Annotated in this window: 18 protein-coding genes; 10 read left to right on the top strand and 8 right to left on the bottom strand. The window is 67.6% G+C overall.

Going from position 1 to position 24,112, the window contains the following annotated elements:
* Positions 1–20: 20 nt before the first annotated feature.
* Positions 21–2,354 carry an ATP-binding protein gene (locus BLEFHOIH_RS04525; RefSeq protein ID WP_170937001.1) on the bottom strand — a complete coding sequence of 778 codons (2,334 nt, stop codon included), beginning with the start codon at positions 2,352–2,354 and terminating at the stop codon, positions 21–23.
* Between the two features lie 254 nt (positions 2,355–2,608).
* Positions 2,609–2,860, bottom strand: coding sequence for a hypothetical protein (locus BLEFHOIH_RS04530; RefSeq protein ID WP_125461577.1), 252 nt, complete (start codon positions 2,858–2,860; stop codon positions 2,609–2,611).
* A 271-nt stretch (positions 2,861–3,131) separates the two neighbouring features.
* Between BLEFHOIH_RS04530 and BLEFHOIH_RS04535 the strand changes: the two genes are divergently transcribed.
* The 3 genes from BLEFHOIH_RS04535 to BLEFHOIH_RS04545 all read left to right on the top strand — a co-directional run bounded on the left by BLEFHOIH_RS04535 (position 3,132) and on the right by BLEFHOIH_RS04545 (position 5,326).
* A complete protein-coding gene (locus BLEFHOIH_RS04535; protein WP_125461578.1) occupies positions 3,132–3,341 on the top strand; it encodes a hypothetical protein in 210 nt (69 codons plus the stop codon).
* A gap of 92 nt (positions 3,342–3,433) precedes the next feature.
* Complete coding sequence (locus BLEFHOIH_RS04540; RefSeq protein WP_088343322.1) at positions 3,434–3,826, top strand: response regulator; 393 nt, start codon at positions 3,434–3,436, stop codon at positions 3,824–3,826.
* 465 nt (positions 3,827–4,291) lie between these two features.
* The gene (locus BLEFHOIH_RS04545; protein ID WP_088343323.1) at positions 4,292–5,326 is read left to right on the top strand and encodes an aldehyde reductase; all 1,035 of its coding nucleotides are present in this window, start codon (positions 4,292–4,294) and stop codon (positions 5,324–5,326) included.
* Between the two features lie 318 nt (positions 5,327–5,644).
* Here BLEFHOIH_RS04545 and BLEFHOIH_RS04550 read toward each other — a convergent pair whose 3' ends face one another.
* On the bottom strand, positions 5,645–6,025 hold the full coding sequence (locus BLEFHOIH_RS04550) for an MmcQ/YjbR family DNA-binding protein (protein WP_088343324.1): 381 nt from the start codon (positions 6,023–6,025) through the stop codon (positions 5,645–5,647).
* A 188-nt stretch (positions 6,026–6,213) separates the two neighbouring features.
* Here BLEFHOIH_RS04550 and BLEFHOIH_RS04555 point away from each other — a divergent pair, with 188 nt between their 5' ends.
* The 6 genes from BLEFHOIH_RS04555 to BLEFHOIH_RS04580 all read left to right on the top strand — a co-directional run bounded on the left by BLEFHOIH_RS04555 (position 6,214) and on the right by BLEFHOIH_RS04580 (position 17,445).
* On the top strand, positions 6,214–7,143 hold the full coding sequence (locus tag BLEFHOIH_RS04555) for an oxygenase MpaB family protein (RefSeq protein ID WP_210191699.1): 930 nt from the start codon (positions 6,214–6,216) through the stop codon (positions 7,141–7,143).
* Between the two features lie 238 nt (positions 7,144–7,381).
* Entirely contained in the window at positions 7,382–10,507 is a 3,126-nt protein-coding gene (locus tag BLEFHOIH_RS04560) for a CHAT domain-containing tetratricopeptide repeat protein (RefSeq protein ID WP_088343325.1), read from the top strand.
* Positions 10,508–10,798: 291 nt separating this feature from the next.
* Entirely contained in the window at positions 10,799–11,521 is a 723-nt protein-coding gene (locus BLEFHOIH_RS26565; RefSeq protein ID WP_088343326.1) for a hypothetical protein, read from the top strand.
* Entirely contained in the window at positions 11,436–12,992 is a 1,557-nt protein-coding gene (locus BLEFHOIH_RS04570; RefSeq protein WP_088343327.1) for a DNA polymerase Y family protein, read from the top strand. The genes BLEFHOIH_RS26565 and BLEFHOIH_RS04570 overlap by 86 nt, the downstream gene beginning before the upstream one ends.
* Positions 12,989–16,954: an error-prone DNA polymerase gene (locus BLEFHOIH_RS26100; protein WP_088360712.1), complete on the top strand. Its 3,966-nt coding sequence runs from the start codon at positions 12,989–12,991 to the stop codon at positions 16,952–16,954. The genes BLEFHOIH_RS04570 and BLEFHOIH_RS26100 overlap by 4 nt, the downstream gene beginning before the upstream one ends.
* Positions 16,955–17,130: 176 nt before the next feature.
* Entirely contained in the window at positions 17,131–17,445 is a 315-nt protein-coding gene (locus tag BLEFHOIH_RS04580) for a hypothetical protein (protein ID WP_088343328.1), read from the top strand.
* A 109-nt stretch (positions 17,446–17,554) separates the two neighbouring features.
* On the opposite strand, the gene BLEFHOIH_RS04585 is transcribed toward BLEFHOIH_RS04580, so the two are convergent.
* From BLEFHOIH_RS04585 to yihA, 4 genes are all read right to left on the bottom strand, one after another.
* Positions 17,555–18,958 carry a cytochrome P450 gene (locus tag BLEFHOIH_RS04585; protein ID WP_088343329.1) on the bottom strand — a complete coding sequence of 468 codons (1,404 nt, stop codon included), beginning with the start codon at positions 18,956–18,958 and terminating at the stop codon, positions 17,555–17,557.
* 88 nt (positions 18,959–19,046) lie between these two features.
* The gene (locus BLEFHOIH_RS04590) at positions 19,047–19,502 is read right to left on the bottom strand and encodes a cupin domain-containing protein (RefSeq protein WP_088343330.1); all 456 of its coding nucleotides are present in this window, start codon (positions 19,500–19,502) and stop codon (positions 19,047–19,049) included.
* A 1-nt stretch (position 19,503) separates the two neighbouring features.
* Positions 19,504–20,604: a RuBisCO large subunit C-terminal-like domain-containing protein gene (locus tag BLEFHOIH_RS04595; protein ID WP_088343331.1), complete on the bottom strand. Its 1,101-nt coding sequence runs from the start codon at positions 20,602–20,604 to the stop codon at positions 19,504–19,506.
* 71 nt (positions 20,605–20,675) lie between these two features.
* Entirely contained in the window at positions 20,676–21,314 is a 639-nt protein-coding gene (yihA, locus tag BLEFHOIH_RS04600) for a ribosome biogenesis GTP-binding protein YihA/YsxC (RefSeq protein ID WP_088343332.1), read from the bottom strand.
* 101 nt (positions 21,315–21,415) lie between these two features.
* Here yihA and BLEFHOIH_RS04605 point away from each other — a divergent pair, with 101 nt between their 5' ends.
* Positions 21,416–21,691 (top strand): hypothetical protein, encoded by a 276-nt coding sequence (locus BLEFHOIH_RS04605; protein ID WP_088343333.1) that lies wholly within the window; start codon positions 21,416–21,418, stop codon positions 21,689–21,691.
* A 583-nt stretch (positions 21,692–22,274) separates the two neighbouring features.
* Here the strand turns inward: BLEFHOIH_RS04605 and yidC are convergent.
* Positions 22,275–24,086 (bottom strand): membrane protein insertase YidC, encoded by a 1,812-nt coding sequence (gene yidC, locus BLEFHOIH_RS04610; protein ID WP_088343334.1) that lies wholly within the window; start codon positions 24,084–24,086, stop codon positions 22,275–22,277.
* Positions 24,087–24,112 lie beyond the last annotated feature (26 nt).

Here is a 24,112-nt window from a genome sequence, read left to right on the forward strand (position 1 = left end):
TCTCCGTCGGTGGGCGCGCATCATGCCGATCCCCCATGGATATCGCGCCGGGCGACGAGCCGCGCAAGCGCCTCGGCGATCATTTCGGGATCGGCCGGTTTCGTCAGCCAGGGCAGGCGGCTGGCCAGCACCGCCTTCAGCGTCGACCGGTCGGTGCCCCCCGTGAGCACCAGGACGGGGATTTTCTTCAGCAATTTACCTTCCATGCGGCGGCAGAAGTCGAGCCCGGTCTCGCCGGTGCCGAGGTCGAAATCCACCACCATGGCCTCCATGCCGGGCGCGCGGCACAAAATCGCCTCCGCCTCGGCGGGCGAGGTGGCGCCGAGCGGGGCGCAGCCCCGGTCGCCGAGATCGCTGGTCAGGGCGGAGACGATCATCGGGTCGTCGTCCATCACCAGCACGCGCAGGCCGGACGGCAACCGGCCGGAGCCATTGGCGGCCGCCAGGGGCTGGTCGGCAAGGTCGCGGCCATTGCCGGCGGAGGGCGGCTGCGGCACGATCAGCGAAAAGCGCGTGCCCCGGCCGAGGCGCGAGGACAGCTTGATCTTGATGCCGAGCAGCGCGGCATAGCGGCGGACGATCGACAGGCCAAGGCCGAGCCCTTCATTATGGCCCCCGGCTTGCTCGCGCGCCCGCTCGAATTCATCGAAGATCCGCTCGCGCCGGTCCTCGCCGATGCCGGGGCCGGTATCGACCACCTGGAACAGGATCGACCGGCCGGAGCGGCGCGCGACCAGGGCGACGCCGCCTTGGCGGGTGAATTTGAAGGCGTTGGCGACGAGATTGCGCAGCATGGCCTCGAACAGCACCGGATCGGTGCGCAGATCGGCGTCGACGCTGCGGCTGACGAAGCGCAGGCCGCGCGCCTCGGCCTCGAGGCGGAAACCGGCGGCGAGACGGTCGATCAGGGTTTTGGCCGAAATATCGGTCACGTTCGGCTGGATCAGGCCGGCATCCAGGCGCGATATATTCAGCAGCCCGTCGAACATGCCCTTCAGCGATTTCAGCGCGTCCTCGAGCTGGGCGACCAGACGGGGCGCCTCCTCGCCATGCACGCGGCGCGACAGGGCGCGGGCGAACAGCGTCATGGCGTGCAGCGGCTGGCGCAGGTCGTGGCTGGCGGCGGCGAGGAAGCGGGATTTTGCAGCCGTTGCCTGTTCCGCCGCGATATAGGCTTCGGCGAGGGCCTGATTGCGCACGGCCAGTTCGCTGGTGCGCTCGGAAACCTGGCTTTCCAGCGTCTCATTGAGCTGGGCGAGCAGGCGTTCGCGCTGCTTCAGATCCGCGACCAGCATGGCGAAGGAATGCGACAGGGTCGCCGCCTCGGCATAGCTCTTGAGCTCGGGCATCTGCGTGTCGGTGCCACGCTGCACGGCCTGGGCGGCGCGCGCCAGCCGCAGCAGCGGGGCGGCGATATGGCCGGCCACCCACCAGGCGACGATGGCGGCAAGGATCGAGAAGACGAGGCCGAGGGCGATCATCCGGTTCTGCAGCTCATGCACCGGCGCCAGCGCGATGCGGGCGTTCTGGCGGGCGAGCACCGTCCAGCCGAGGCCGCCGAAATTGCGGTAGCCGTCGGTCTTGGCATGGGCGTAGAGATAATGGCGGCCGTCGAAGGCGCCCTTCTGGATCGCGGGCGGCGTGGCCGTGCCGATATGCAGCGTCCTGTCCAGCATCTCGTCCGGCCCGAGGATGACCTTGTCGGCGGCGTTCAGGACGAGAATGTCCTCGCCCTTGTCGCGCTTGAGGGTTTCGATGACGGAATCGCGGATCTCGCTCGCCCAGCTCCAGTTGATCTGCGCGGCGAGGACGCCCGTCACCTCGCCCTGCTTGCCCAGCACCGGCACCGCGATATCGAGCACGCGGGCGGAGGCGGTGCCGCCGGGCGCAGGCGGTCCCGCCTTTTCGGGCGCGGCATCGCGCACTTCGCCGACTGCGGGCGCTTCGAGGGCGGCCCGGAACCAGGGGCGCTGCGAGAGGTCGTCGCCTTCATAGCGGCCTTCGGTGGCGCGCCCGACATGGCCGTCCGGCCTGACGAAGCCGATCCAGGCATAATCGTCGCCGCTGCTGCGCAATTCGTCGAGCCAGACGCGGATCTGATCGGGATTGGCGGGGATGTCGAAAGTACGCAGCAGGCGCGCGGTGGTGTCGAGTTCCTTGAAGCGCTCGAAAATGCTGCGGTCGAGCTTGTCCTGCATCTGGTCGGCGACCAGGGCCAGCGAGGCGCCGATGCCTTCCTCGACGTCGCGGATGCCGGCCGCGCCGACCGTCAGCGTCACCACGCCCGTCAGCCCGAAGGCCAGCAGCGAAATGACCAGGGCGAGCACCTGTCTGAGATTGAGCGGATTCGTCATGGCATGTGCCGGCCCGTCCGGCCCTCGCTGCCCCCGCATGCTCTGCGCCTCGATGCCGCGCGCAACCGATGCGACCTCAATTCCGTCCCCGCGTCACCGGCGCCGATCGTCACAGGCCGGGCGCGGCCAAAAAAATGCTAGCTGCGGGGAAGGCGCAGCTAGCAAGGGTCATGCGACCTTCGTTCCAGATGCTCTCCGCCCCCTTAAGGTCTTGGGGGGACGGATAACTTTCAAACAGCGAAAGACGGCCCTCCTCACTCGTGCGGCCAGCCCTGCGGCAGGTTCCAGCGCATGGCGGGCGCCGGGGTCTTCGCGGCGGCATGTTTCCTCGGCTGGACCTGGGCGCCGGACGGATTGGCAAGCGCCTCCTCGGAGCCGTTGGCGCGCGCGGCTTCGCTCTGGCCGCTGGCCGGATGCGGTGTCTTGGCGCTGGCGGCCATCGGCCCGGCGGAGAGCAGGGCGCCGGCAAGGCCAAGCACCGAAAGCGATCGGCAAAATCTCATCATGAGCGGTACTCCCTTTGGCTGGCCGTTATTTCCGGACGCTCCGGGCCGGCCGCTTGCTTATGCATACGAAATAAGCCCGGAGCGGCCGTCACTCCATTCGGCATTTCAGCCTAGCCCATCGGCCTATTGAAACAGGCGCGGGGGCCGCCTCCCGGCGGCGCGAGGGGGCGGGCCGCATGGCCTAGCCCATCTCGCCTAACCCATTTCGTCGAATGGTCCGCAGGCGGCAGGCGGGCTCAACTCTCCCCGTTTCCAACCTATGGAGAACGACATGACGAACGACAATCACGCCAAAGCCGCGCAGAACCACGACCTCGCCTCGCAGTCGCATCGCGACGCCGCCGAATATCACCGGCGGGGCGATGGCGTGAAAGCGCACGAATATTCCACCAACGCCCAGGCGCATTCCAAGAAGGCGCATGACGCGTCGACCATGGCGCGCGCCAACGCCAAGGACAAGGAAAGCGTGGGCCGGCGCTAAAGCCGCCCGCATCGGCCGTCACGCGGGCGCGAAGTCTGGGTCCCGCCCCCGTGACGGCCTTTCGCCTTCGACGCAACGCCAGGGAGCCGTGAATGGAAACCACCGCAGACGACCGCCCCTTGGTCCTCATCATCGAGGACAATGTGGAGACCGCGAACGCCCTGTCGCTGCTGCTGGAGGACTGGGGCTTTGCCTATCTCGCCGCCGAATCCCCCGCCGCCGCCGTGCGCGCCCTCGGCGACCGCATCACCGAAGTGCAGGCGCTGATCACCGATTTCCATCTGCATGACGGCTTCACCGGCATCAAGGGGGCCGTCGCCGTCCACAATGCCGTCGGCCGCCCGGTGCCGACGCTGATCACCACCGGCTTCCTCGACCTCGCCGAAACGCTCGACAGCTTTCCGGTGCTGTCCAAGCCGTTCGATCCCTCCGTGCTGCACCAATGGCTCAGCTACCAGATGCAGCAGCGCGACGCATCGCGATAGGGCGGATGCGCCTCGCGGGGAGGCATTCGGCCAGCGGAATGCGGCGTCATGGAGTAGCGCCGGTTTTCCCCATTGGAGGACCTGGAGCGGGGCGGCGTGCGCTGGACCTTGTCCAGATGACCTAGCATTTCAGCAGCCGGAATCGCCGCAGCCTGCCCTCTCCCAGCGAAGACTTCGGCGTATCGCATTGCCTTCCACCCTTCGTCCCGGACGGCCGTCAGGCCGGACTGGGACCCATTGGCAGAGCCGCTGGCACCGCGCTGGCGGAAACGCGCGTGGGCCCCGGCTCTCACGGCCGGGGCGACGGACCATAGACAGCCGGAGCGTTCGGCTACGGCGGTAACACAACTCTCCTATCCGACATGCGGGAGAAACCGTTGCCGCTGATCTTGCCGGCAAAAGCAAGGACTGCATGGCGTTCTTGGCGAAGGCCGCCGGCAATTCCGCTTCGGGAATGGGGGTGCAATGTCGTTTCGCGGGCATGTGCTGGTTACGGGCGCGTCGGGGTTCATCGCCAAGCACATCGTCAGCCGGCTGCTGGAGGCGGGTTACCGGGTGCGCGGCACGGTGCGCTCGGCGGCGAAGGGCGAGGAGGTGCTGCGCGCGGTGCGGCCGGCGCTATCGCAGCCGGGCGATCTGTGCGCCCGTCTCAGCTTGGCCGAAGCGGACCTGACCCGCAGCGAAGGCTGGGACGAGGCCATGGAGGGGATCGATATGCTCGTCCACACCGCCTCGCCCTATCCGCGCAAGGAGCCGTGCCATCAGGGGGACGTCGTCGCGCCGGCCCTGCAGGGCACGCTGCGCGTCCTGGGCGCCGCCCACCGCGCCGGCATCCGCCGCGCCGTGATGACGTCGGCGGCGGTCGCGGTCACCGGCAAGGATTTGCAGCCGCCCCGCACCGTGTACGACGAGCGCGACTGGTCGGACCCGTCCCAGTCCTGCGTCCCCGCCTATGTGCGCGCCAAGACGCTGGCGGAACGCGCGGCCTGGTGCTTTACGGAGCTGGAGGGGCAGGGGCTCGAACTCACCACGATCTGTCCCGGCTTCGTGGTCGGCGCACCGCTCGACCACCATCTGAGCACCTCGCTGAAGATCGTCGGGAGGATCCTGCGCGGCAAGGACCGGATCCTGCCGCAGGCGGGCGTCAGCCTGGTGGATGTGCGCGACATCGCCGCCATGCATGTGAGGGCGCTGGAAGTGCCGGAGGCCGCCGGCCAGCGCTTCATCGGCGGCGACCGGTTTTTCCGGTTCACCGACATCGCGCGGATCCTGAAACAGGCCCACCCGGAGCGCCGGATCATGACCCACGCCGCGCCGAATGCGGTGGTCAAGCTGCTGGCGGCTTTCGACCGCTCGCTTCGCGGGCACGTGCCGGGGCTCGGGCGCCAGGACCAGCTTTCATGCGATCGGGCCCGAACCGTTCTGGGCATGCAATTCGCCGACCCCCGCGACGCGTTGCGCGCGACGGCGGCGTATCTCCTCCGGCACGGACTGGTTTAGCGCGGGGTCGGGGGCCGAACCGGGTGCGGCTTGCGCCCCGCATGGAGCGACTTTTGCGTATCGCACGGACCTCTCCTCCGTCGTCCCGGTCGGCCGTCAGGCCGAACCGGGACCCATTGGCAGAACCGCTGGCACTATGCTCGCGGAGAGGCGAGTAGGCCCCGGCTCTGACGGCCGGGGCGACGGAGCTAAGATTGCGGTGGTTTGTAAGAGCGCAACCCTCTGCCATGGGAAAGGCAGTCTGGCTGCGGCTTGGATTTGACGCGCCTGTCTTGCTCCGCGCCTTGCCTGCTTGGCGCGACACCAACGCCGCGCCGCTCATTCCGCCCCACCCGGTCCCGGCTCCAAAATCCCCAGCTCGGCCCGCTGCTTCCGTGACAAGCCCTGCGCAACGATCCGGTGCGATTGCCGGATACGGTCCTGCAGCTCGGCATCCGTCAGGCCGGGCGCGGCGTAATGCTGGATCCAGCTCATGCCGCGCGACGCCAGATAGGGCGCGGGCCGCAGGCCCGGCTGGTCCTTCAGCATCTCGAAGGAGAGCGGCGTCACCTTGAAGGTGATGCCCGGCGCGCCGCCGGGCCAGCGGCCGATGGCGAAGACCTTGCCGCCGACCTTCCAGACCTGCGCGCCGCGCCATTGCACCACATGGGCGGTCGCCGGCAGCCCGGCGCAGAAGGCATTGAACTGCTGCTCGGTCATGCCGGGCCTCTCGGGGACAATTCCGGGGCGTCTTGCGCCTTTCCGCTCACAAGTTCACTCTCTTTTTATCTCTGTCAGCCATTGCCGGTTGAATCATGACACGATGATGGGCCGGTTGCCATCCGTGCCGGTTCGGCGCGCCAGCGGCCGATGCCGCGATGCCCTGCTGAGGCGATGGAGACTTTGTTGTGATCGGCCTGTCATTGCCCTCGCCTCTGCCGCTGCCCAGGGCGTTGCAGCGCCGCATCGACGCGGCGGCCTCCGTGCTGTTGCAGCCGGAGGGCGGCGGCGCGGTCGATTTCACGGAGCCACGCGGCGAACCGGCCCTTTGCCAGCCGGATTCGGTGTCCTGGCGGGTGTTCAAGAACCCGGTGGCGCTGTTCGTCGGCGGCGTCGCGGCGGTGATCCTGGAACTGGCCGAGCCGGCGGTGCGGACGGGGGTTTGGGAGCATTCCTCATTCCGCAAATATCCGGTGCACCGGCTGCAGCGCACCGGCATGGCGGCGATGATGACCGTCTACGGCCCCCGCAGCGTCACCGAGGCGATGATCGCTTCCGTGGTGCGCCGGCACGACAAGGTGAGGGGCGAGACCCCGGCCGGCGAGTCCTATCGCGCCAATGATGCCGGTCTCTTGAACTGGGTGCAGGCGACCGCCGGCTACGGTTTCGCCGAGGCCTATCACCGCTATGTCCGCCCGCTCAGTCCCGGCGAGCTCGATCGCTTCTACGCCGAAGGCGGCGCCGCGGCCCGGCTCTATGGCGCGCTCGGCGCTCCGGCCTCGGTGGCGGAGCGGCAGGCGCTGTTCGACGCCATGCGCCACCGGCTGGAGCCCTCGCCCATCGTGTTCGAATTCCTCGACATCATGCGGGCCGCGCCGGTGTTCCCCGCGCCGCTGCGGCCGATGCAGCGGATGCTGGTGCGCGCCGCCGTCGAGACGACGCCGGATTGGGTGCGCGCGCGGCTGGGGCTGACGGCCGAATATGGCCTGCGCGGCTGGCAAAGGCCGTTGGTGAAATGGCTTGGCGGACTCTCCGACAAACTCATGCTGCGCGACAGTCCCGCCGTGCAGTCCTGTCGGCGGCTCGGCCTGCCGGCGGATTACCTTTACCGGCGATGACGCCCGCCCGCTGTACCTTTCGGGCAGGCCTCGGCTTGACTTTCACCGCGCCGAAGCGGTTAATGAATTCATAATACAATCAGGGGCTCGGGGAGGCTCGCGCGTTTTGCAGGGGCGTCCGTAGCCAAGCATTCGGCGCGGCTCCCGCAGTGAAATAACAGTCTTGCGCTCCGTCTTTCGGCTGCTACACTTTAATTTTTCATAATATCAATAGTCACAATGAAATTGAGCTGTTGCAATGATTTGTCCGAAGTTCATTCCAGCCTGCATCATGGCGCTTGCCTTGGCCTTCACCTTCGCCCGGCCTCCAGTCGCCCGCGCCGAGGAAGACGCCGCGCCCCCGCGCACCATCACCGACATCACGGCGGTGCTCGACCGGGAAAAGCCTAATCCCGATGCCATCGCCAAGTTCAAGCTCACGGCGGACGGCGAGCCCGCCGCCGGAGTCAATGGCGCGGCGCTCGCCTATTTCTACTATGACCGCAGCATGGCCCGTCAGGAACTGGGGCGCTATCACGATGCCAAGGTCGACGCGGACAAGGCGGTGGAGCTGGCACGAGGCAGCCTGGAATTGCCGCGTCAGATCAAGCTGCGGTTTTACCAGGGGGTGCTGCATCGCTGGGCGGGCAATCGCCGAAAGGCGCTGGAGCACTTTCAAGTGCTGGCGCGCGACGTCAACCGGAAGGGCGTCCGGGGCTGGCAGTTTTCGGTGTTCCGCCACATTGCCGAGCTGAACATCGCGCTCGGCGACCTGGATCAGGCCGAAACCTATCTGGGCCGCAGCCAGTCCTTGCTGGCCGAGGCGCGCGGTTGGGACACGTTCCCGACGCGGCGGCGGCGCTGGGAGTCCTCCAACGCCCAGACCAGGGCGAGCATTCTCTTCGCCAAGGGACGCTATCTGGAAGCCGAAAAGGCTTTCGCCCAGGCGGAGCTGCTGCGGCGCCAGGATTTGAAATATCGCCTGGATGACGAAGACCCCGAGCCGGTCCAGCAGCTCCTGCACCATATCAACAGCCTGGTCATCCAGCAGGCCAAGTGCAAAGCGCGCAATGGCCGCCTGGCGGAGGCGGAGGTCGATGCCCGCCGCGCCTTGATGGATCACCTCAAGACCAACGGCAAATACAGCCTTTGGACGCAAACATATTCCCGCGCCCTGGCCGGCGTGCTGCTCCAGCAGGGCCGGTACGACGAGGCCGAGCACCTGCTGCGATCGACGCTCGAGATCCAAAACGTCATGGGCTTCCGATCGGACGCCTCCGTCGTCATCAACACCAAGGCCGAGCTCGTCGCCGTCCTCAGTTTCCAGCGGCGCTGGAAGGAGGCGGCCGCGCTTTATGACGAACTGGAAGACGGCATCAAGGAATGGACGCCGGTCGCGCGGCAGCGGTTCGAGCTGAACACGGATCGCATCTATCTGCTCTATCAGATCGATCAGGTCGAGCGCGGCATCGCCGCCGCGCAATCGCTGATCGAGCGGGAGACCAAGCGTGTCGGCGAGACGCATTTCGACACCGCCGTGGCGCGCGGCATCCTTGCCATCGGCCTGATGCGGGCGGGGCGCGAAGGGCCGGCCCTCGCCGAATTCCGCGCCGCCGTGCCGCCGCTGCTGGCCGCGCCGCAGGAGCATGATTATGACGACACCACCTGGGTGGCGGCGCGGAACGACCAGTTGCAGCTCATCGTCGAGGCCTATCTGACCTTGCTGGCGCGCCGTGGGGCCGGGGCCGATGTCGCCGCGGAAACCTTTCCGCTGGCCGATGCGGTGCGCTCCCAGGCCGTGCACAAGGCGCTCGCCGCTGCCGGCACGCGCATGGTGATCAAGGACCCGGCCCTCGCCGCCCTCGCCCGCGACGACCAGGATCTGGAGAAGGAGGTCAACGCCAATCTGGCGATGTACAATGATCTGCTCGCCATCCCGTCCGACCAGCGCGACGAAAAGATCGTCAAGCAGACCCGCGAGCGCATCGAGAAGCTGCGCGCCTCGAAGCTGAAATCCCGGCAGATGCTCGCCCAGCGCTTCCCCACCTATGCCGATCTGCTGCAGCCGAAGCCGCCGGGCATCGCCGAGGTCCAGGCCGCGCTGAAGCCGGGCGAGGCTCTGGTATCGATCTATGCCGGCCGCGAGACCAGCTTCGCCTGGGCGGTGCCCAAGAGCGGCCCGGCGGCCTTCGCCGTGGTGCCGCTCAGCGCCAATGCCATCGAGGACAAGGTGAAGGCGCTGCGGGTCGCGCTCGCCCCGAATGCGTCGATGATCAGCGAGATTCCGCCCTTCGACCTGGCGCTGGCGCATGAGGTCTACCGGGCGCTACTGCAGCCGGTCGAGGCGGGCTGGAGGCCAGCCAAGACGGTCTTCGTCGTCACCAATGGCGCGCTGGGTTCGCTGCCGCTCGGCGTGCTGCCGGTCAGGGCCGCCGAGGTCGACGAAAATATCGAGCCGCATTTCGCCGCCTACCGCAATGTCGCGTGGCTCGCCCGCACCCATGCGCTGGTGGCGCTGCCGTCGGCCGCGGCGCTGAGAACCTTGCGCTCGCTGCCGCCGGGCGAGCCCTCGCGCGCGCCGCTGATCGGCTTCGGCGATCCGATCTTCAGCCCCGCCCAGGCGACGGCGGCGGATGCGGCCGCCATCAGCACCGCCGCCGCGCCCGAGACCACGGCGCGCGGCGTGCCGCTCAGGCGCCGCGCGCTGGTCGAGCAGGTCGGCGTCGACAGCGCAGATCTCGGCCAGTTGCCGCCGCTACCCGACACCGCCGAGGAATTGCTGGCCATCGCCCAGGCCCTCAGGCAGGACCCGGCGGTCGCCGTCAAGCTCGGCCGCGACGCGAATGAGCGCGCCGTCAAGAACGCCGATCTCTCCCGCTACAGGATCGTCGCCTTCTCGACGCACGGCCTCGTCGCCGGCGAGCTCAACGGCCTGACCCAACCCGCGCTGGCGCTGACCGCGCCGCAGGTGGCCGGCGTCGATGGCGACGGGCTGCTGACCATGGAGGAAATCCTGGCGCTCCGGCTGAACGCCGATTGGGTGATCCTGTCGGCCTGCAACACCGGCACCGGCATCGGCGCGGGCGCGGAAGCGGCGTCGGGTCTCGGCCGGGCCTTCTTCTATGCCGGCAGCCGGGCGCTTTTGGTCACCAACTGGTCGGTGCATTCGGAATCGGCGCGCGAGCTGGTCACCGACATCTTCCGCCGCCAGGCCGACGACCCCGGCCTCAGCCGCGCCGAAGCGCTGCGCCAGTCCACCATGGCGCTGCTCGACGGCTCCGGCTATGTGCGCGGCGGCAAGACGCTGTTCGCCTACGCCCATCCCTGGTTCTGGGCCCCCTACACCATCATCGGCGACGGCGCCGCCAGCGCGGCGAGGAATTAGCGGCGGCGGCGAGCGGTCTGCATGACCGCGCGAGCCACAAGCACAGTGTCATGACCGCGGAAGGCGGGAACCAGTAGTCACAAACTCGAAATCGGCTTTCTGCCCAGCCACTTGCGCTGCGGCATACTGAATCCCCGCCTTCGAGGGAATGACAAGAAGGGGTCGGCCCCCCGCTCCGAAGAAGGTGTCTTGACAGGGGGCGGGGAATGTCGTTTTGTTCTCAGAACAAAAAGAGAACAATCCGCCATGCAGACCCTTCGCCCGCGCCCCGTCCGCACGGATCGGCCGCCAATGACCCTGATCCCCTTGCCGAGCCCGTCGCCGGGCGCGGAGAGCGGCTGGGCGGATGCGCGCGATGCGGCCGGGCTGCTCGGCACGGGCTTTCATGAACTGCTCGCCGCCGCGCCGGGCGACGAGACGCTGGCGCTCGGCCTTGCCTTTTCGCTGGCGGCGCGCGCCGTCGCCGGAAACGGCAAACGCCTCCTCTATTGCAGCGCGGAGGGGGAATTGCAAGAGCGCGGCGCGCTTTACGGGCATGGCCTTGCCGCGCTCGGGGTCGAGCCGGGACGCGTGCTGATGATCGCCGCCCCCGGCGAAAAGGATCTGCTCTGGACGCTGGAGGAGGCGATTGCCTCGGGCGGCTTCGGCGCGGTGCTGGGCTCCCTGGCGGCCAGGGAACGGCTCTACAATTTCGCCGCCAGCCGCCGCCTGAAATTGCGCGTCGCGGCGCAAGGCGTGCCGCTGTACCTGCTCCGCCACCGGACGAGCGGCGGGGCGACCGCCGCGCATGGCCGCTGGCGCGTCGGGGCGCTGCCGAGCCGGTCGGACGGCCAGCACGCCGGGTACAATCTGCTGGGGCCGCCCCGGCTGCGTCTGGGATTGGAGCGCATGGGCGGTCTGCCGCCGCGAGCATGGGAGATGGAATTCGATGGCGCGCGTGGTTTCCATATGGCTGCCCTTCTGGAGGACCGACCGGCTCGAGCGGCCGGCAAGCGGCGGCATCAGGCTGCATGAGGCCGCCCCCTTCGCCGTGATCGCCAAGGGCAAGGGCGGCAAGCGCCTGCTCGCGCTGAACGGTGCCGGACGCGAGGCCGGATTGCGCCCCGGCATGCTGCTGACCGATGCCTGCGCCATGCTGCCGACGCTCGCCGTCGCCCCGCACGATCCGCAAGCCGAGGGCGACGAGCTGAAGCGGCTCGCCGCCGCCTGCAACCGCTTCAGCCCCTGGACCGCGCCCGACGCGCCGGACGGCATCTGGCTCGAGGCGAGCGGGCTCGCCCATCTGTTCGGCGGCGAACAGCCTTTGCTGCGCGCCATCCTCACCTATCTGCACGACCTCGGCTTTGCCGCCCGCGCCGCGCTCGCCGGCACCGCCGGGGTGGCCTGGGGCCTCGCCCGCTATTCGAACGCCGTCGCGACCATCGTGCCGCCGGGCGATGAGGCCGCCGCCATCGCCCCGCTCCCCGTCAAGGCGCTCCGCATCGGCGCCGACAGCGCGGCGCTGCTCAACCGGCTCGGCCTGAAGACCGTCGGCCAGATCCTCGACATTCCGCGCGCCAGCCTGCGCGCCCGGCTCGGCACGGCGATCACCGCCCGCCTCGACCAGGCGCTCGGCCGCGAGGGCGAGGCCCTGTCGCCCCTGATGCCGGAGCCGGTCTATGCCGCCCGCATCGAATTCGCCGACCCGCTCACCGCCTTCGCCGGGCTGGAGCAGACCGTGCGCATCCTGATCGGCGACGTCGCGCAAAAGCTGAAGGCCGACGGCAAGGGCGCGCGCCGCTTCGCGCTGATGCTGTTCGACACCGAGAACGGGGCGACCAAGCTGAGCGTCCGCATGACGCGGTCGAGCTGCCAGCCGGGCCACATCTTCCGCGTTTTCAAGGAGCGGCTTACGGCGCTCGAAGGGCGCTTCGGCACCCATATGGGCTTTGACGCCGCCGCGCTCTACGCCATGCGCGCCGAGCCGATCGAGAGCCGCCAGACCGATCTGCTCGGCAGTGCCTCCGATGATGGCGGCGACCGCGAGCGCATCGCGCAATTTCTCGACCGGGTCAGCGCGCGGCTCGGCGAAAAGGCCGCCTCGCGCTTTGCCTTCGAGGAAAGCCATTGGCCCGAGCACGCCGCGCATCAGGTCTCGGCGACCGCCTCGGCGCAGATGCAGGTGACCGCGCCGGCCTTTTCCCTGCCGCGCCCGCTAATGCTCTTGCCGCGCCCCGAGCCGATCGACGTCATCGCCCTGGTGCCGGATTATCCGCCGCGCAAATTCGTCTGGCGTCGCCGTCACCACAAGATCGCCCGCGCCGAGGGTCCGGAGCGGATCTCGCCGGAATGGTGGCGCGGCGCATCGGGCGGAGAGAAAATCCCCGCCGCGCGCGACTATTACGTCGTCGAGGACGAGGACGGCCAGCGCTTCTGGCTGTTTCGCGAGGGTGTTTACGGCAAGAGCGAGGATCAGTTCTGGTTCATGCACGGGCTGTTCCCATGACCGCCTATGCCGAGCTGGTCGCGGCCAGCAATTTCAGTTTTTTGCGCGGCGCCTCGCGGCCGGAGGAGATGGCCGTCGCCGCCGCCACGCTCGGCTACAAGGCGCTCGCCATCTGCGACCGCAACAGCGTCTCCGGCGTGGTGCGCGCGCATAAGCCCGCCAAGGAGCTGGGCCTGAAATACATCCCCGGCTGCCGCCTCGTCTTGCAGGATGGGCTGACCGATACGCCGCCCCGGCCTCCATTCCTCGTCGCCCCGGCCCCCGAGCCGGGGCCTACTGGCCTCTCGGCCAGCACTGTGCTCGCGGATAAGCGAGTGGGTCCCGGCTCGAAGGCCGGGACGACGAAGGGGGGAGGCACGGCCTGCGCGCTGGAAATCGCCTGCCTGCCGACCGACCGCGCCGCCTGGGGACGCCTATGCCGCCTGCTCACCTGCGGCAACCGCCGCGCGCCGAAAGCCGAATGCTACCTCTGGCTCGACGATCTGATCCGCCATGGCGAAGGCCAGATGCTGATCCTGCTGCCGCCTTGGGACGCCCCGCCCCCCGCCTTCGCCGAAGCCGCGCGTGACCTCGCCGGCCGCTTCCCCGGCCATGTCTTCATCGGCGCGGCGCTCGGCTTCGACGGGCAGGATGCGCGGCGGCTGGCGCGGCTGGCGGCGCTCGCCCGGGAAACCGGCGCGCCCATGGTCGCCATCGGCGACTGCCTCTATCACGCGCCCTCGCGCAAGCCGCTGCAGGACGTCGTCACCTGCATCCGCGAGAAATGCACCATCGCCGAGGCCGGCTACCGCCTCCAGCGCAATGCCGAGCGGCATCCGAAACACCCGCTCGAAATCGAGCGGCTCTATGCCGGCTATGAACAGGCCGTCGCCCGCAGCGCCGAGATCGCCGCCGCCTGCCACTTCAGCCTCGACGAGCTGAAATATGAATATCCCGACGAGCCATACGCGCCCTTCGCCACGCCGCAGGAAGCGCTCGTCCATCACACCAATGAGGGGCTGAAGCGGCATTATCCGGAGGGGCCGCCGGAGAAGGTCGCCAAGCAGGTCGCGCATGAGCTGGCGCTGATCGAGCAGTTGAACTATGCGCGCTATTTCCTCACCGTTTTCGATCTGGTCCGCTTCGCCAGGGGCAAGGGCATCCTCTGCCAGGGGCGCGGCTCGGCGGCCAATTCCACCGTCTGCTATTGCCTCGGCGTGACAGGCGTCAATCCGGGCGAGATCGACCTGTTGTTCGAGCGCTTCATCTCCGCCGAGCGCGGCGAACCGCCCGATATCGACATCGATTTCGAGCATGAGCGGCGCGAGGAGGTGATCCAGTACGTCTACGAAAAATACGGCCGCGACCGCGCCGGCATCGTCGCCACCGTCATCACCTACCGCGCCAAAAGCTCGATCCGCGAAGTCGGCAAGGTTCTGGGCCTCTCCGAGGAGGTGATCGGCGCCTTGTCGGGGATGATGTGGTGGTGGTCGGCGAACGGCGTCGAGGACAAGCACATCCGCGAAATCGGCCTCGACCCGGCCGACCGCACCTTGCGCCTCGCCGTGCGCCTCGCCCGCGAGCTGAGCGGTTTTCCGCGCCATCTCAGCCAGCATACCGGCGGCTTCGTCATCACGCGCGGCTCGCTCGAAGAGATCGTGCCCGTCGGCAACGCGGCCATGGCAGACCGCACCTTCATCGAATGGGACAAGGACGATCTCGACCAGCTCGGCCTCCTAAAGGTCGACGTGCTGGCGCTCGGGATGCTGACCTGTATTCAGAAGAGCTTCGACCTGCTGAGGACGCATTATGATTGCGATTTGCAGCTCGCCACCGTCCCTTGGGCCGACAAGGCCGTCTACGACATGATCTGCCGGGCCGATACGGTCGGCGTGTTCCAGATCGAGAGCCGGGCGCAGATGTCGATGCTGCCGCGCCTGAAGCCGCGCATCTTCTACGACCTCGTCATCGAGGTCGCCATCGTCCGCCCCGGCCCGATCCAGGGCGACATGGTGCATCCCTATTTGCGGCGGCGGGATGGAAAGGAAGAGGTGCACTATCCGAGCGAAAAGCTGAAGGGCGTGCTTGAAAAGACTCTCGGCGTGCCGCTGTTCCAGGAACAGGCGATGAAGATCGCCATCGTCGCCGCCGGTTTCACGCCGGGCGAGGCCGACCAGCTCCGCCGCGCCATGGCCACCTTCCGCCATGCCGGCACCATCCAGACCTTCGGCAAGCGGCTGATCGAGGGCATGGAGAAAAACGGCTATGAGCGCGATTTCGCCGAGCGCTGCTTCCGCCAGATCGAGGGCTTTGGCGAATATGGTTTTCCGGAGAGCCACGCCGCCGCCTTTGCCCTGCTCGCCTATGTCTCCTCCTGGATCAAATGCCACCGCCCCGACGTCTTCGCCTGCGCGCTGCTGAATTCCCAGCCCATGGGCTTCTACGCCCCCGCCCAGATCGTCCGCGACTTCCGCGACCATGACGGCGAGGCCCGCGCGGTGGACATCAACCACAGTTTTTGGGACTGCACCTTGGAGAAGCGCGGTTCGCAAAGGGCTCCGGCCGCCTCTTCGCCCTCTCCCCTCGAGGGAGAGGGCTCCGGCCGCAGGCCGGTGGGTGAGGGGTATGGGCATATCCGCGAGTCCGCCGCCCGCCTGGACGCAGCGCCCCCTCACCCGGTCGCTGACGCGCCCGCCCTCTCCCTCGAGGGGAGAGGGCAAGTCCTCCCGCATGGCGTCCCGGCAATCTCACCTGTCCTGGCCTCTTCTCTTGCCGAGACCTCTCCCCAGGCCGCAGCCGGTCCCCTCTCCCATGGGAAGAGGGCTAGGGTGAGGGGTGGCGCCCTATCGGTCGTCCACAGCCCTTCACCCGGCCCGCTTCGCGCGCCACCCTCTCCCCATGGAGACCTTTGCCCATCACCGGGGCCTCTCCTTCCGTCGTCCCGGGCGGCCGTCAGGCCGGACCGGGACCCACTCGCAGACCAGCAAGCACAGTGCTCGCGGAAAGGCGCGTGGCCCCCGGCTCTGACGGCCGGGGCGACGGAAGTGCCGAGTTGCGCGGAAGTCGCCCGAAGAGCGCGCGATCCGTCGCGTGTCGGCGCGGAGCCGGCCCATGCCCTCCGCCTCGGCTTCCGGCTGGTGAAGGGGCTGGCGGTCGAGGACGCCGAGGCCATCGTCGCCGCACGCGGCGCGGGCTACCGCTCGCTCGACGACTTCGCCGCGCGCACCGGCCTTCCCGTGCGCAAGCTGAAACTCCTTGCCGAGGCGGACGCCTTCCGCTCCATCGGGCTCGACCGGCGGCAGGCGCTGTGGGCGGTCTCGCGCTATGCCGAGACCGGCACGCCGGCGGCGCTGCTCCAGGGCCTCCCGCTCTTTGCCGCCACCGCCAGCGCGCCGCTCGCCCGCGAGGCCGAGGTGGCGCTGCCGAAAATGGCGCTCGGCGAGCATGTGCTGGCCGACTACATCGCCATCCGCATGTCGCTGAAGGCGCATCCGATGGCGCTCCTGCGCGAGGATTTTTCCCCGCGCGGCTATCTGCCCTCGGCCGCCTTGCGGGACATCCCCTCCGGCCGCATCGTCAAGGTCGCCGGCATCGTGCTGATCCGGCAGCGCCCCGGCACGGCCTCCGGCGTGATCTTCTCCACCATCGAGGACGAGACCGGCATCGCCAATCTCATCATCTGGCCAAAAGTCTTCGAGCAATACCGGCGCATCGTGCTCGGGGCGCGGCTGCTCGGCGTGCGCGGCCAGATCCAGAGCGAGCAGGGCGTCATCCACATCGTCGCGCGCGAGCTGTTCGACATGAGCGGGCATCTGGCGCGGCTGGCGGAAAAATCCCCCGCCGCCGCCGATTTCCTCTCCCCCGGCGACGAGGTGCGCCGCTCGGTCGAGGACGATGCGCGCTCGCATCCCCCGCGCGGCAGCCTCCCGCCGCACGACGATCTGGTTGCCAAAACCTTGCCAAAGGGGCGCAACTTCCACTAGCAGCCCGCAGCGCGACAATCAGTCCGAGCATGCGCCGCAATATTTTCAATATTGCGCGTTACCGTTCAGCAACCGTTCAAAGATTAACGGTTAGGCTACCATAGCGGATAGACTCACCCGGCGGCCGATGGGGCAAATCGATCATTCGGTTCGTCTGGTATCAGGAGACGACTTAGATGTTGAAGAAACTCTCGGCGGTCGCCGCCATTCTGGTGCTGGCGGCAACATTGGTCGTGGCGAGTTTTGACAGCGCCGAAGCCCGGCGCGGACGCGGCGCGGCAGCCTTTGTCGGCGGTCTGGCGGTCGGGGCGCTGGCCCTTGGCGCGCTCAGCGCCGAAGCGAATTACGGTGATTACGATGAGGGCGGACAATGCTATCGCGGCCGGCCGCGCTGCCATTGGGTGCCCGGCGAATGCTTCCGCGACCGCTGGGGCGACCGGCATTGCGAAGAAGGCTATCGCGAGTGCCACCGGCCGCTGATCTGCGAATAGCATAGGATCATCTGCCCGGGACGGCGCAAATTCCAGACGGTTTGCGCCCCCTCACCCGGCGCGCTGCTCGACGAGCTCGGGCTGCTTCCGGCTAAAATAAACGCGCACTCTACAGATAACGCACCGGCGGCTGCGCCAGCGGCGTCACCCTGAGCGGCATGCCGCCGCGCGGCTGCAAGGTCACGCGCGAGACCGGCTCGGGGTCGTGCTTGCCGTCCCAGTCGAAGCGGGCGCCGCGGATGAGGGTCGCCAGCAGCACGGTCGCCTCGGTCATGGCGAAGATGCTGCCGAGGCAAATGCGCTGGCCGCCGCCGAAGGGCATGAACTGGGTGCGCGGATAGGCGGCCTCGCGCGCCGGCTCGAAGCGGGTCGGATCGAAGCGCTGCGGGTCGTGCCAGAGCTTCTTGTGGCGGTGGATGCAGAAAATCGGGATCACCGTGATCGAACCGGCCGGGACGGTGACGCCGCCGAGCTCGATGGTGTTCAGCACCAAGCGCGACATCACCGGCACCGGCGCATAGAGCCGCATCGCCTCCTTCAGCACCTGCCCCGTCAGCGTCAGCCGCGCGACATGCTCCGGCGCGATCGGGCCTTCGCCGCAGACCTCCGCGATCTCGGCGCGCACCTTCTCCTGCCATTCCGGCGAGCGGGCGAGCAGATAGAGCGTCCAGGTCAGTGCGCGCGAGGTGGTTTCATGGCCGGCTTCGAGCAGTGTGAGCAAATTGTTGATGAGCTGATCCATGCTCATCGGCTCGCCGCTCTCCGGGTCTCGCGCGGCGAGCAGGCGACCTAACAGATCCTCGCCGCCATCGTCCTCGGCCAGACGCCGCGCGATGATGTCATGCACCGCGCCGCGCAATTGCCGCGAGGTGCGCGCGAGCAGCCAGCTTGCCGGATGCGGCAGCCAGATGGGCAGCTTTAGAAACCCGTACATGATTTCCCAGGTGACATATTTCAGGCTCAGGGCGGTGGCGCGCTTGATGATATCGGCCTCGCGCGGCTCGCCGCCCTGCAGCATGGTGCGGGAAATGACGGAAAAGGTGGTCTCGACCATGTCGGCGCCGATCTGCTGCACGCTGCCGGGGGGCGAGGCGCGCCATTTGGCGAGCTGATCTTCCGCCGGCTGGGCCATGCCGGGGATGTAGTTGAGAATTTCGGCGGCGCGGAAAAGCGGCGCCATGGTTCGCCGTTGCCAGCGCCAGAGCGGGCCATTCGACGTGAGCACGCCGTCTTTCAGCGTGTGGCGGAAGACGCGCTTCTCGACCGGCGTCTTCTCGAAATCGGCGGTGCGCTTGACTAGGATTTCCTCGACCAGCTCAGGGGCGGTGATCCAGAAAATCCGGGCGCGGCTGGATTCGAAGCTGACGATCCACTCCTCATACGCGCCTTGCGGCAGCACCAGCAGCGGGTTCTTCAGGAACTGCATGACGAAGCGGGCGAGCGGCAGCGGCTTCGGCGGCGGCGTGACGGTGCGCGGGTAGAGCGGCGGCAGGCTTTCGATGGCCGTGGTCATGTCCGATTCCCGATCCGTTGCAGGCGGCGTCCGTCGCGATGATTCGAGCGATCATAAAGCTATGTACGGCGGGCCGGCCGCGCGTCCGTCACTCCTCGCCGAGGAATGCGGCAATGTCGGGGTTGGAGCGCAGTTCGGCGAAATCTCGGGCGTCCGGCAATTGCGGCCGGTCGCGCTGCCGGTCGACCATGCAGAGGAAGCCGAGCGGTTCGTCCGGCGCGGCGCGAAACTGGTGCCAGTGCATCGGCGGAATGCTGACCAGATCGAGATGGCCGATTTCGCGGACCTCGTCGCCGACGAGGCAGCGGCCTTTGCCGCGCAGGATCATCACGGCATGGACATGCTCGTGCCGCTCCAGCGTGGAATAGCCGCCGGGCGCAACTTCGAAATAGCGCAGCTCGGCCGCCATTGTGTCGCTGTTGAACAGCGTCTGGCGGGTGATGTCCTTGAAGGGCGCGCTGCCATCGTCCTTATAGGCGTGGACGTCGACGCCATCCCAGCGGAAATCGCCGCCCGCCTCGCGGAAATGTTTGTCGCGCTCCATCTCACAAATCCTCGCTGAGGGCTGCTGCCTGCCGCACGAAAGCCTGGGTTTCCTCGGTCAGCCGGTCCTTCGCCGCAAGAAGCCCGCCGCCGATCAGGACCATCGTATCGGCCCCGTAGAACGTAAGCATTTCGCCGAGCCGATCCAAGGTCATACCACCGGCCGGGACAGGGATTGCGGGGGCGAGCGGCCCCCACGGTGTGCGCGCGGCCTCGGCGAGGCTGGCGCAGGTCGCGGGCGAATAGCCGAAGCGGCCGCCATGATTGGGGAAAATCACCGCGTCGGCACCGAACAGCCGGAACAGCGTGCCGATCAGCAGCGGCGGCGCGATGCGGGCCGCCCCGCCCATCGCAGGGTGAGCGAGGAAGGCCATGTCGCGGTTTTCGGCGGCGATGGCGTGGAAGGCCGGGATGCCGACGACCATCGGCGCGATCAGCAGCGTGTCGAGCCCTTCGCCGCGCGCGACAGAGACCTGGGCGCGGAGCTGTTCGAGATTGCCGGAGAGGCTGGGGGCGTAGCGCGTCAGCCGCCCGGTCGCCTCCGCAGCCTTGCGCGCCGCCGCGGCGCAGGCCGCGACGCGCTCGGCGAAGGGGCTGTAATCCTGGTCGGCGAGGCCGTGATCGTCCTTGACGAAGTCGATGCCGCCGAGGGCGAAGCGATAGGTGAGCTCGGCAAGGCCGGCGGCGGGCAGGCCCTGCGGCTTGATGGCGGCGCAGGTCAGGGCGCGGGCCGGCGCCTCGGCGCGGTCGCGCAGGCCGGCGATGCCGGAGCCGGGGCCGCCGAAACTGTCCAGCAGGCCGGGCGGGAGTTCGGTGTCCTCCAGCGTCACGTCCTCATGCAGCGACGAATTGCCGAACAGCATGTTCATGAGCTGCCCCGCCTCGCCGCCGACGGTCTCGGCCGACAGGCTGACGGCGACGCGGAACGAGCCGTCGCCGCAATCCGCGATCTCGCCGACCCGGCCGACGATCTCGTCCATCACGAAGCGCGAGTCGATGGCGCCGACCGGCATCTCCACGCTCTGCTCGACGGCCAGCGCCTCGGCCTTGCGCGCGACGTCCCCAGGCGCGCAGCGAATGCGATAGATGGCGGTGATACGCATGATGCCTCGAATGCGGAGATTGCTTGCCGCTATGTGCCCCGCCTGAGCCGCGCTGACAAGTCCCGCGCCTACTAAACGGACCTTGCCACCGCCAGCCGCAGCTCCTCCATTCCCGTCTTCTTCTCGGCCGAGGTGGCGATCAGCTCCGGATAGGCGGCGGCGTGCTTGGCGATGTCCGCCAGCGTCGCGGCGAACACGGCGTCGAACTCCTTGGTCTTCAGCTTGTCGATCTTGGTCAGCACGAGCTGGTAGGACACCGCCGACTTGTCCATCAGCTTCATCGTCTCGTGGTCGTTCTCCTTGACGCCGTGGCGGCTGTCGATGAGCAGGAACACCCGCCCCAATTGCGTGCGCCCGCGCAGATAATCCTGCACCAGCCGCTGCCAGCCCTTGACCAGGCTTTTCGCCGCCCGGGCATAGCCATAGCCCGGCATGTCGACGATATGCGCCGCATCGCCCAGCCGGAAATAATTCAGCTCCCGCGTGCGGCCCGGCGTGTTCGAGGTGCGCGCGAGCTGCCCTTGCGCGATCAGCGCGTTCAGCAAGCTCGACTTGCCGACATTCGAGCGCCCGGCAAAGGCGACCTCCGGGATCGCCTCGTCCGGCAGTCCGGCGACATCGACGACGCCCTTCACAAACAGGCAGGGCTGGCGGAACAGCCATTCGGCCTTGGAGCGCTCGGCTTCGTCCTGTTCGGGGGAACGGTCCATTTCGTTTTTTTTCCTTAACGGGCGCGACGGGTTTTCCGGCCCCTCACGTATCATGGAAGCCGACGGAGAGAGTCATAGCCTTTTCTTTAGGAGATGACACGATGTCGAAGGGACTGAGAACGACGGCGGTACTGGGCGGCGTCATGGCCGGGTTGCTCGCGATGAACGCGGGGGCCATGGCCCAGGGCGCGGTCGAAAGCGGCAACGCATCGGGAAAGCCGATCGTGGAATGGCACCAGGGCAATCAGGACCCGGTGACCATCAGCACACAGCCGGCGCGCAAGGCCAAGGAAACCTATCGCGAGGTCACCGAGGGCCAGAACCAGCCGACCAGCTATTCGGGCCAGAAAAAGGACGGAGCCCGTTCGGGGAATTGAGCTCCGGGGAATTTTTGGACAAAGCGGTTCGACTGACCGCTGGAGAAGCAAGCAAGAATAAAGGGCCCCGTTTCCCGATGGAGACGGAGCCCTTGATCCGGATGGGGCAGTGCCACCCTCTCTCACCCAATAGGCGCTGTCCTAGCCCGCCGCGATGACCGTCGCGGCGGGCATTTTAATGCGCCCGCGACCGCAATTGGACACGCCACCACCCATGCTCGGCCAGGTCCCCTCTCCCATGGGAGACCTTTGCGTATCGAAGGTCCTCTCCCCGTCGTCCCGGACGGCCGTCAGGCCGAGCCGGGACCCAATCATATTTCCGCTATTGCTGCGGCAAGTGGAGAGGCGAGTGGGCCCCGGCTGTAACGGCCGGGGCGAAGGAATCGAAGTTTTGCAAAGGTCTTCATGGGGAGAGGGTTGGGGGTGAGGGGGTAATCCCTATCGGTAGGGCAGGACATCGCCCCACGGAGAGGCATTACCCCCTCACCCGGCACGCTTCGCGCGCCGCCCTCTCCCAATGGGAGAGGGCTGGGCAGCGGCGCATTTTTCCTCCGAGAAAGATCCGCGGCCTTCGCCTCGGAAATCAGCTCTTGCCCGGCGCGCTCTTGGCCCTGATGCCGAGATTTTCCAGCAGGTTCACCTCGACGCCCTGGCGGCGCATGATGACCCATTGCTGCAAAATCGACAGCGAGTTGTTCCAGGTCCAGTAGATCACCAGCCCGGCCGGGAAGGCGGCGAGCAGGAAGGTGAACAGCACCGGCATCCAGGTGAACAGCTTTTCCTGGATCGGGTCCGGCGGGGTCGGGTTGAGCTTCATCTGCACGAACATCGTGATGCCCATGATGATCGGCCACACGCCCAGCATCAGCATATGCGGCGGCGTCCATGGGATCAGTCCGAACAGGTTGAAGATCGTGGTCGGGTCGGGCGCGGACAGGTCCTGGATCCAGCCGAAGAACGGCGCGTGCCGCATTTCGATGGTGACGTAAAGCACCTTGTACAGCGCGAAGAACACCGGGATCTGGATGACGATGGGAAGACAGCCCGCCATCGGGTTGATCTTCTCCTTCTTATACAGCTCCATCAGCGCCTGCTGCTGCTTCATGCGGTCGTCTTTGTAGCGGTCGCGCAGCCGCGCCATTTCCGGCTGCAGCTTCTTCATCTTGCTCATCGACTCGTAGGATTTGTTCGCGAGCGGGAAGAAGGCCAGCTTGACCAGCACGGTGACGATCAGGATGGCGATGCCGAAATTGCCGACGAGGCCGTAGAAGAAGTCGAGGGCGAAGAACAGCGGCTTGGTGATGAAGTGGAACCAGCCCCAGTCGATCAGCAGCTCGAATTTCTTGATGCCGAGCTTGGTCTCGTAGCCGTCGACGACACCCACCTGCTTGGCGCCGGCGAACAGCATCGAGGATACGGACTGTTTTCCGCCCGGCGCAACAGTCACCGGCCCGAGCAGGAAGTCGGTCTGGAAGGCCGCGTTGCCATTGACGTTGGTGCCCTGAAAATGCGCTTCGTATGGCGCGTTCTGGTCGGGGACCAGCGCCGTCGCCCAATATTTATCGGTGATGCCGAGCCAGCCGGAGGTCGCCTTGAAGGTCGTCGTCCCGGCCTCGGCGGCCTTGGTATATTTGATCTCCTGCAGGCCGTGTTCGCCGAGGAAGCCGATCAGGCCCTCATGCAGGATGTAGAGGCCGTCCGTATGCGGCAGTTCGTGGCGCGAGATCAGCGCGTAAGGGTAGAGCGTCACCGGCTTGTCGGTCTTGTTCTCGACCTTCTGGGTGACGGTGAACATATAGTCCGGGTCGACCGACATGACGCGCCGGAAGATCAGGCCCTGGCCATTGTCCCAGCTCAGCTTGACCGGATTGGCGGGCGTCAGCGCGCCCTGGCTGTCCGCCGTCCAAACCGTCTCGGAGGTCGGCACGCGGACGCCTTCATTGGAGGTCACGGTCCAGCCGAATTCGGCGTAATAGGGCTTAGCGGTGCCCGACGGCGACAGCAGCGTGACGTTCTCGCTGTTCGGCTTCACCGTCTCGCGGAATTGCTTCAGCATCAGATCGTCGATGCGCGCGCCCTTCAGCGAGATCGAGCCGCGCAATGCCGGCGTGTCGATCGCAATGCGCGGCGAGGCGGCAAGCACGGCCTCGCGGCTCTGGCCGGTCGGCGCGGCGGCCGGGCCGGACGGCGCTGCGGCTCCGGCGGCGGGCGGCGTCGTGCCCGGCTGCGGCACCGCGCCGGGCTGAACCACGGGCGAAGGCGCGGGCGCCGGCTGCTGCACGGTCTGCGGCTGCTTCAGCGGATCCTGCGGCGGCACGATGAAGGCTTGCCAGGTGAACAGCACCAGGATCGACAGCGCCAGCGCCAGCAGGAAATTGCGATTATTCTCATCCATCGTTTGCGATTCGCTTCTTAAGCAAG

The organism is Rhodomicrobium sp. R_RK_3, from assembly GCF_002198715.1.
Taxonomy (GTDB): Bacteria; Pseudomonadota; Alphaproteobacteria; order Rhizobiales; family Rhodomicrobiaceae; genus R-RK-3.

Coding starts and splice junctions, on each gene's coding strand:
- BLEFHOIH_RS04525 (WP_170937001.1), bottom strand. CDS start 2,354: ATGACGAATCCGCTCAATCTCAGACAGGTGCTCGCCCTGGTCATTTCG.
- BLEFHOIH_RS04530 (WP_125461577.1), bottom strand. CDS start 2,860: ATGATGAGATTTTGCCGATCGCTTTCGGTGCTTGGCCTTGCCGGCGCC.
- BLEFHOIH_RS04535 (WP_125461578.1), top strand. CDS start 3,132: ATGACGAACGACAATCACGCCAAAGCCGCGCAGAACCACGACCTCGCC.
- BLEFHOIH_RS04540 (WP_088343322.1), top strand. CDS start 3,434: ATGGAAACCACCGCAGACGACCGCCCCTTGGTCCTCATCATCGAGGAC.
- BLEFHOIH_RS04545 (WP_088343323.1), top strand. CDS start 4,292: ATGTCGTTTCGCGGGCATGTGCTGGTTACGGGCGCGTCGGGGTTCATC.
- BLEFHOIH_RS04550 (WP_088343324.1), bottom strand. CDS start 6,025: ATGACCGAGCAGCAGTTCAATGCCTTCTGCGCCGGGCTGCCGGCGACC.
- BLEFHOIH_RS04560 (WP_088343325.1), top strand. CDS start 7,382: ATGATTTGTCCGAAGTTCATTCCAGCCTGCATCATGGCGCTTGCCTTG.
- BLEFHOIH_RS26565 (WP_088343326.1), top strand. CDS start 10,799: ATGACCCTGATCCCCTTGCCGAGCCCGTCGCCGGGCGCGGAGAGCGGC.
- BLEFHOIH_RS04570 (WP_088343327.1), top strand. CDS start 11,436: ATGGCGCGCGTGGTTTCCATATGGCTGCCCTTCTGGAGGACCGACCGG.
- BLEFHOIH_RS26100 (WP_088360712.1), top strand. CDS start 12,989: ATGACCGCCTATGCCGAGCTGGTCGCGGCCAGCAATTTCAGTTTTTTG.
- BLEFHOIH_RS04580 (WP_088343328.1), top strand. CDS start 17,131: ATGTTGAAGAAACTCTCGGCGGTCGCCGCCATTCTGGTGCTGGCGGCA.
- BLEFHOIH_RS04585 (WP_088343329.1), bottom strand. CDS start 18,958: ATGACCACGGCCATCGAAAGCCTGCCGCCGCTCTACCCGCGCACCGTC.
- BLEFHOIH_RS04590 (WP_088343330.1), bottom strand. CDS start 19,502: ATGGAGCGCGACAAACATTTCCGCGAGGCGGGCGGCGATTTCCGCTGG.
- BLEFHOIH_RS04595 (WP_088343331.1), bottom strand. CDS start 20,604: ATGCGTATCACCGCCATCTATCGCATTCGCTGCGCGCCTGGGGACGTC.
- yihA (WP_088343332.1), bottom strand. CDS start 21,314: ATGGACCGTTCCCCCGAACAGGACGAAGCCGAGCGCTCCAAGGCCGAA.
- BLEFHOIH_RS04605 (WP_088343333.1), top strand. CDS start 21,416: ATGTCGAAGGGACTGAGAACGACGGCGGTACTGGGCGGCGTCATGGCC.
- yidC (WP_088343334.1), bottom strand. CDS start 24,086: ATGGATGAGAATAATCGCAATTTCCTGCTGGCGCTGGCGCTGTCGATC.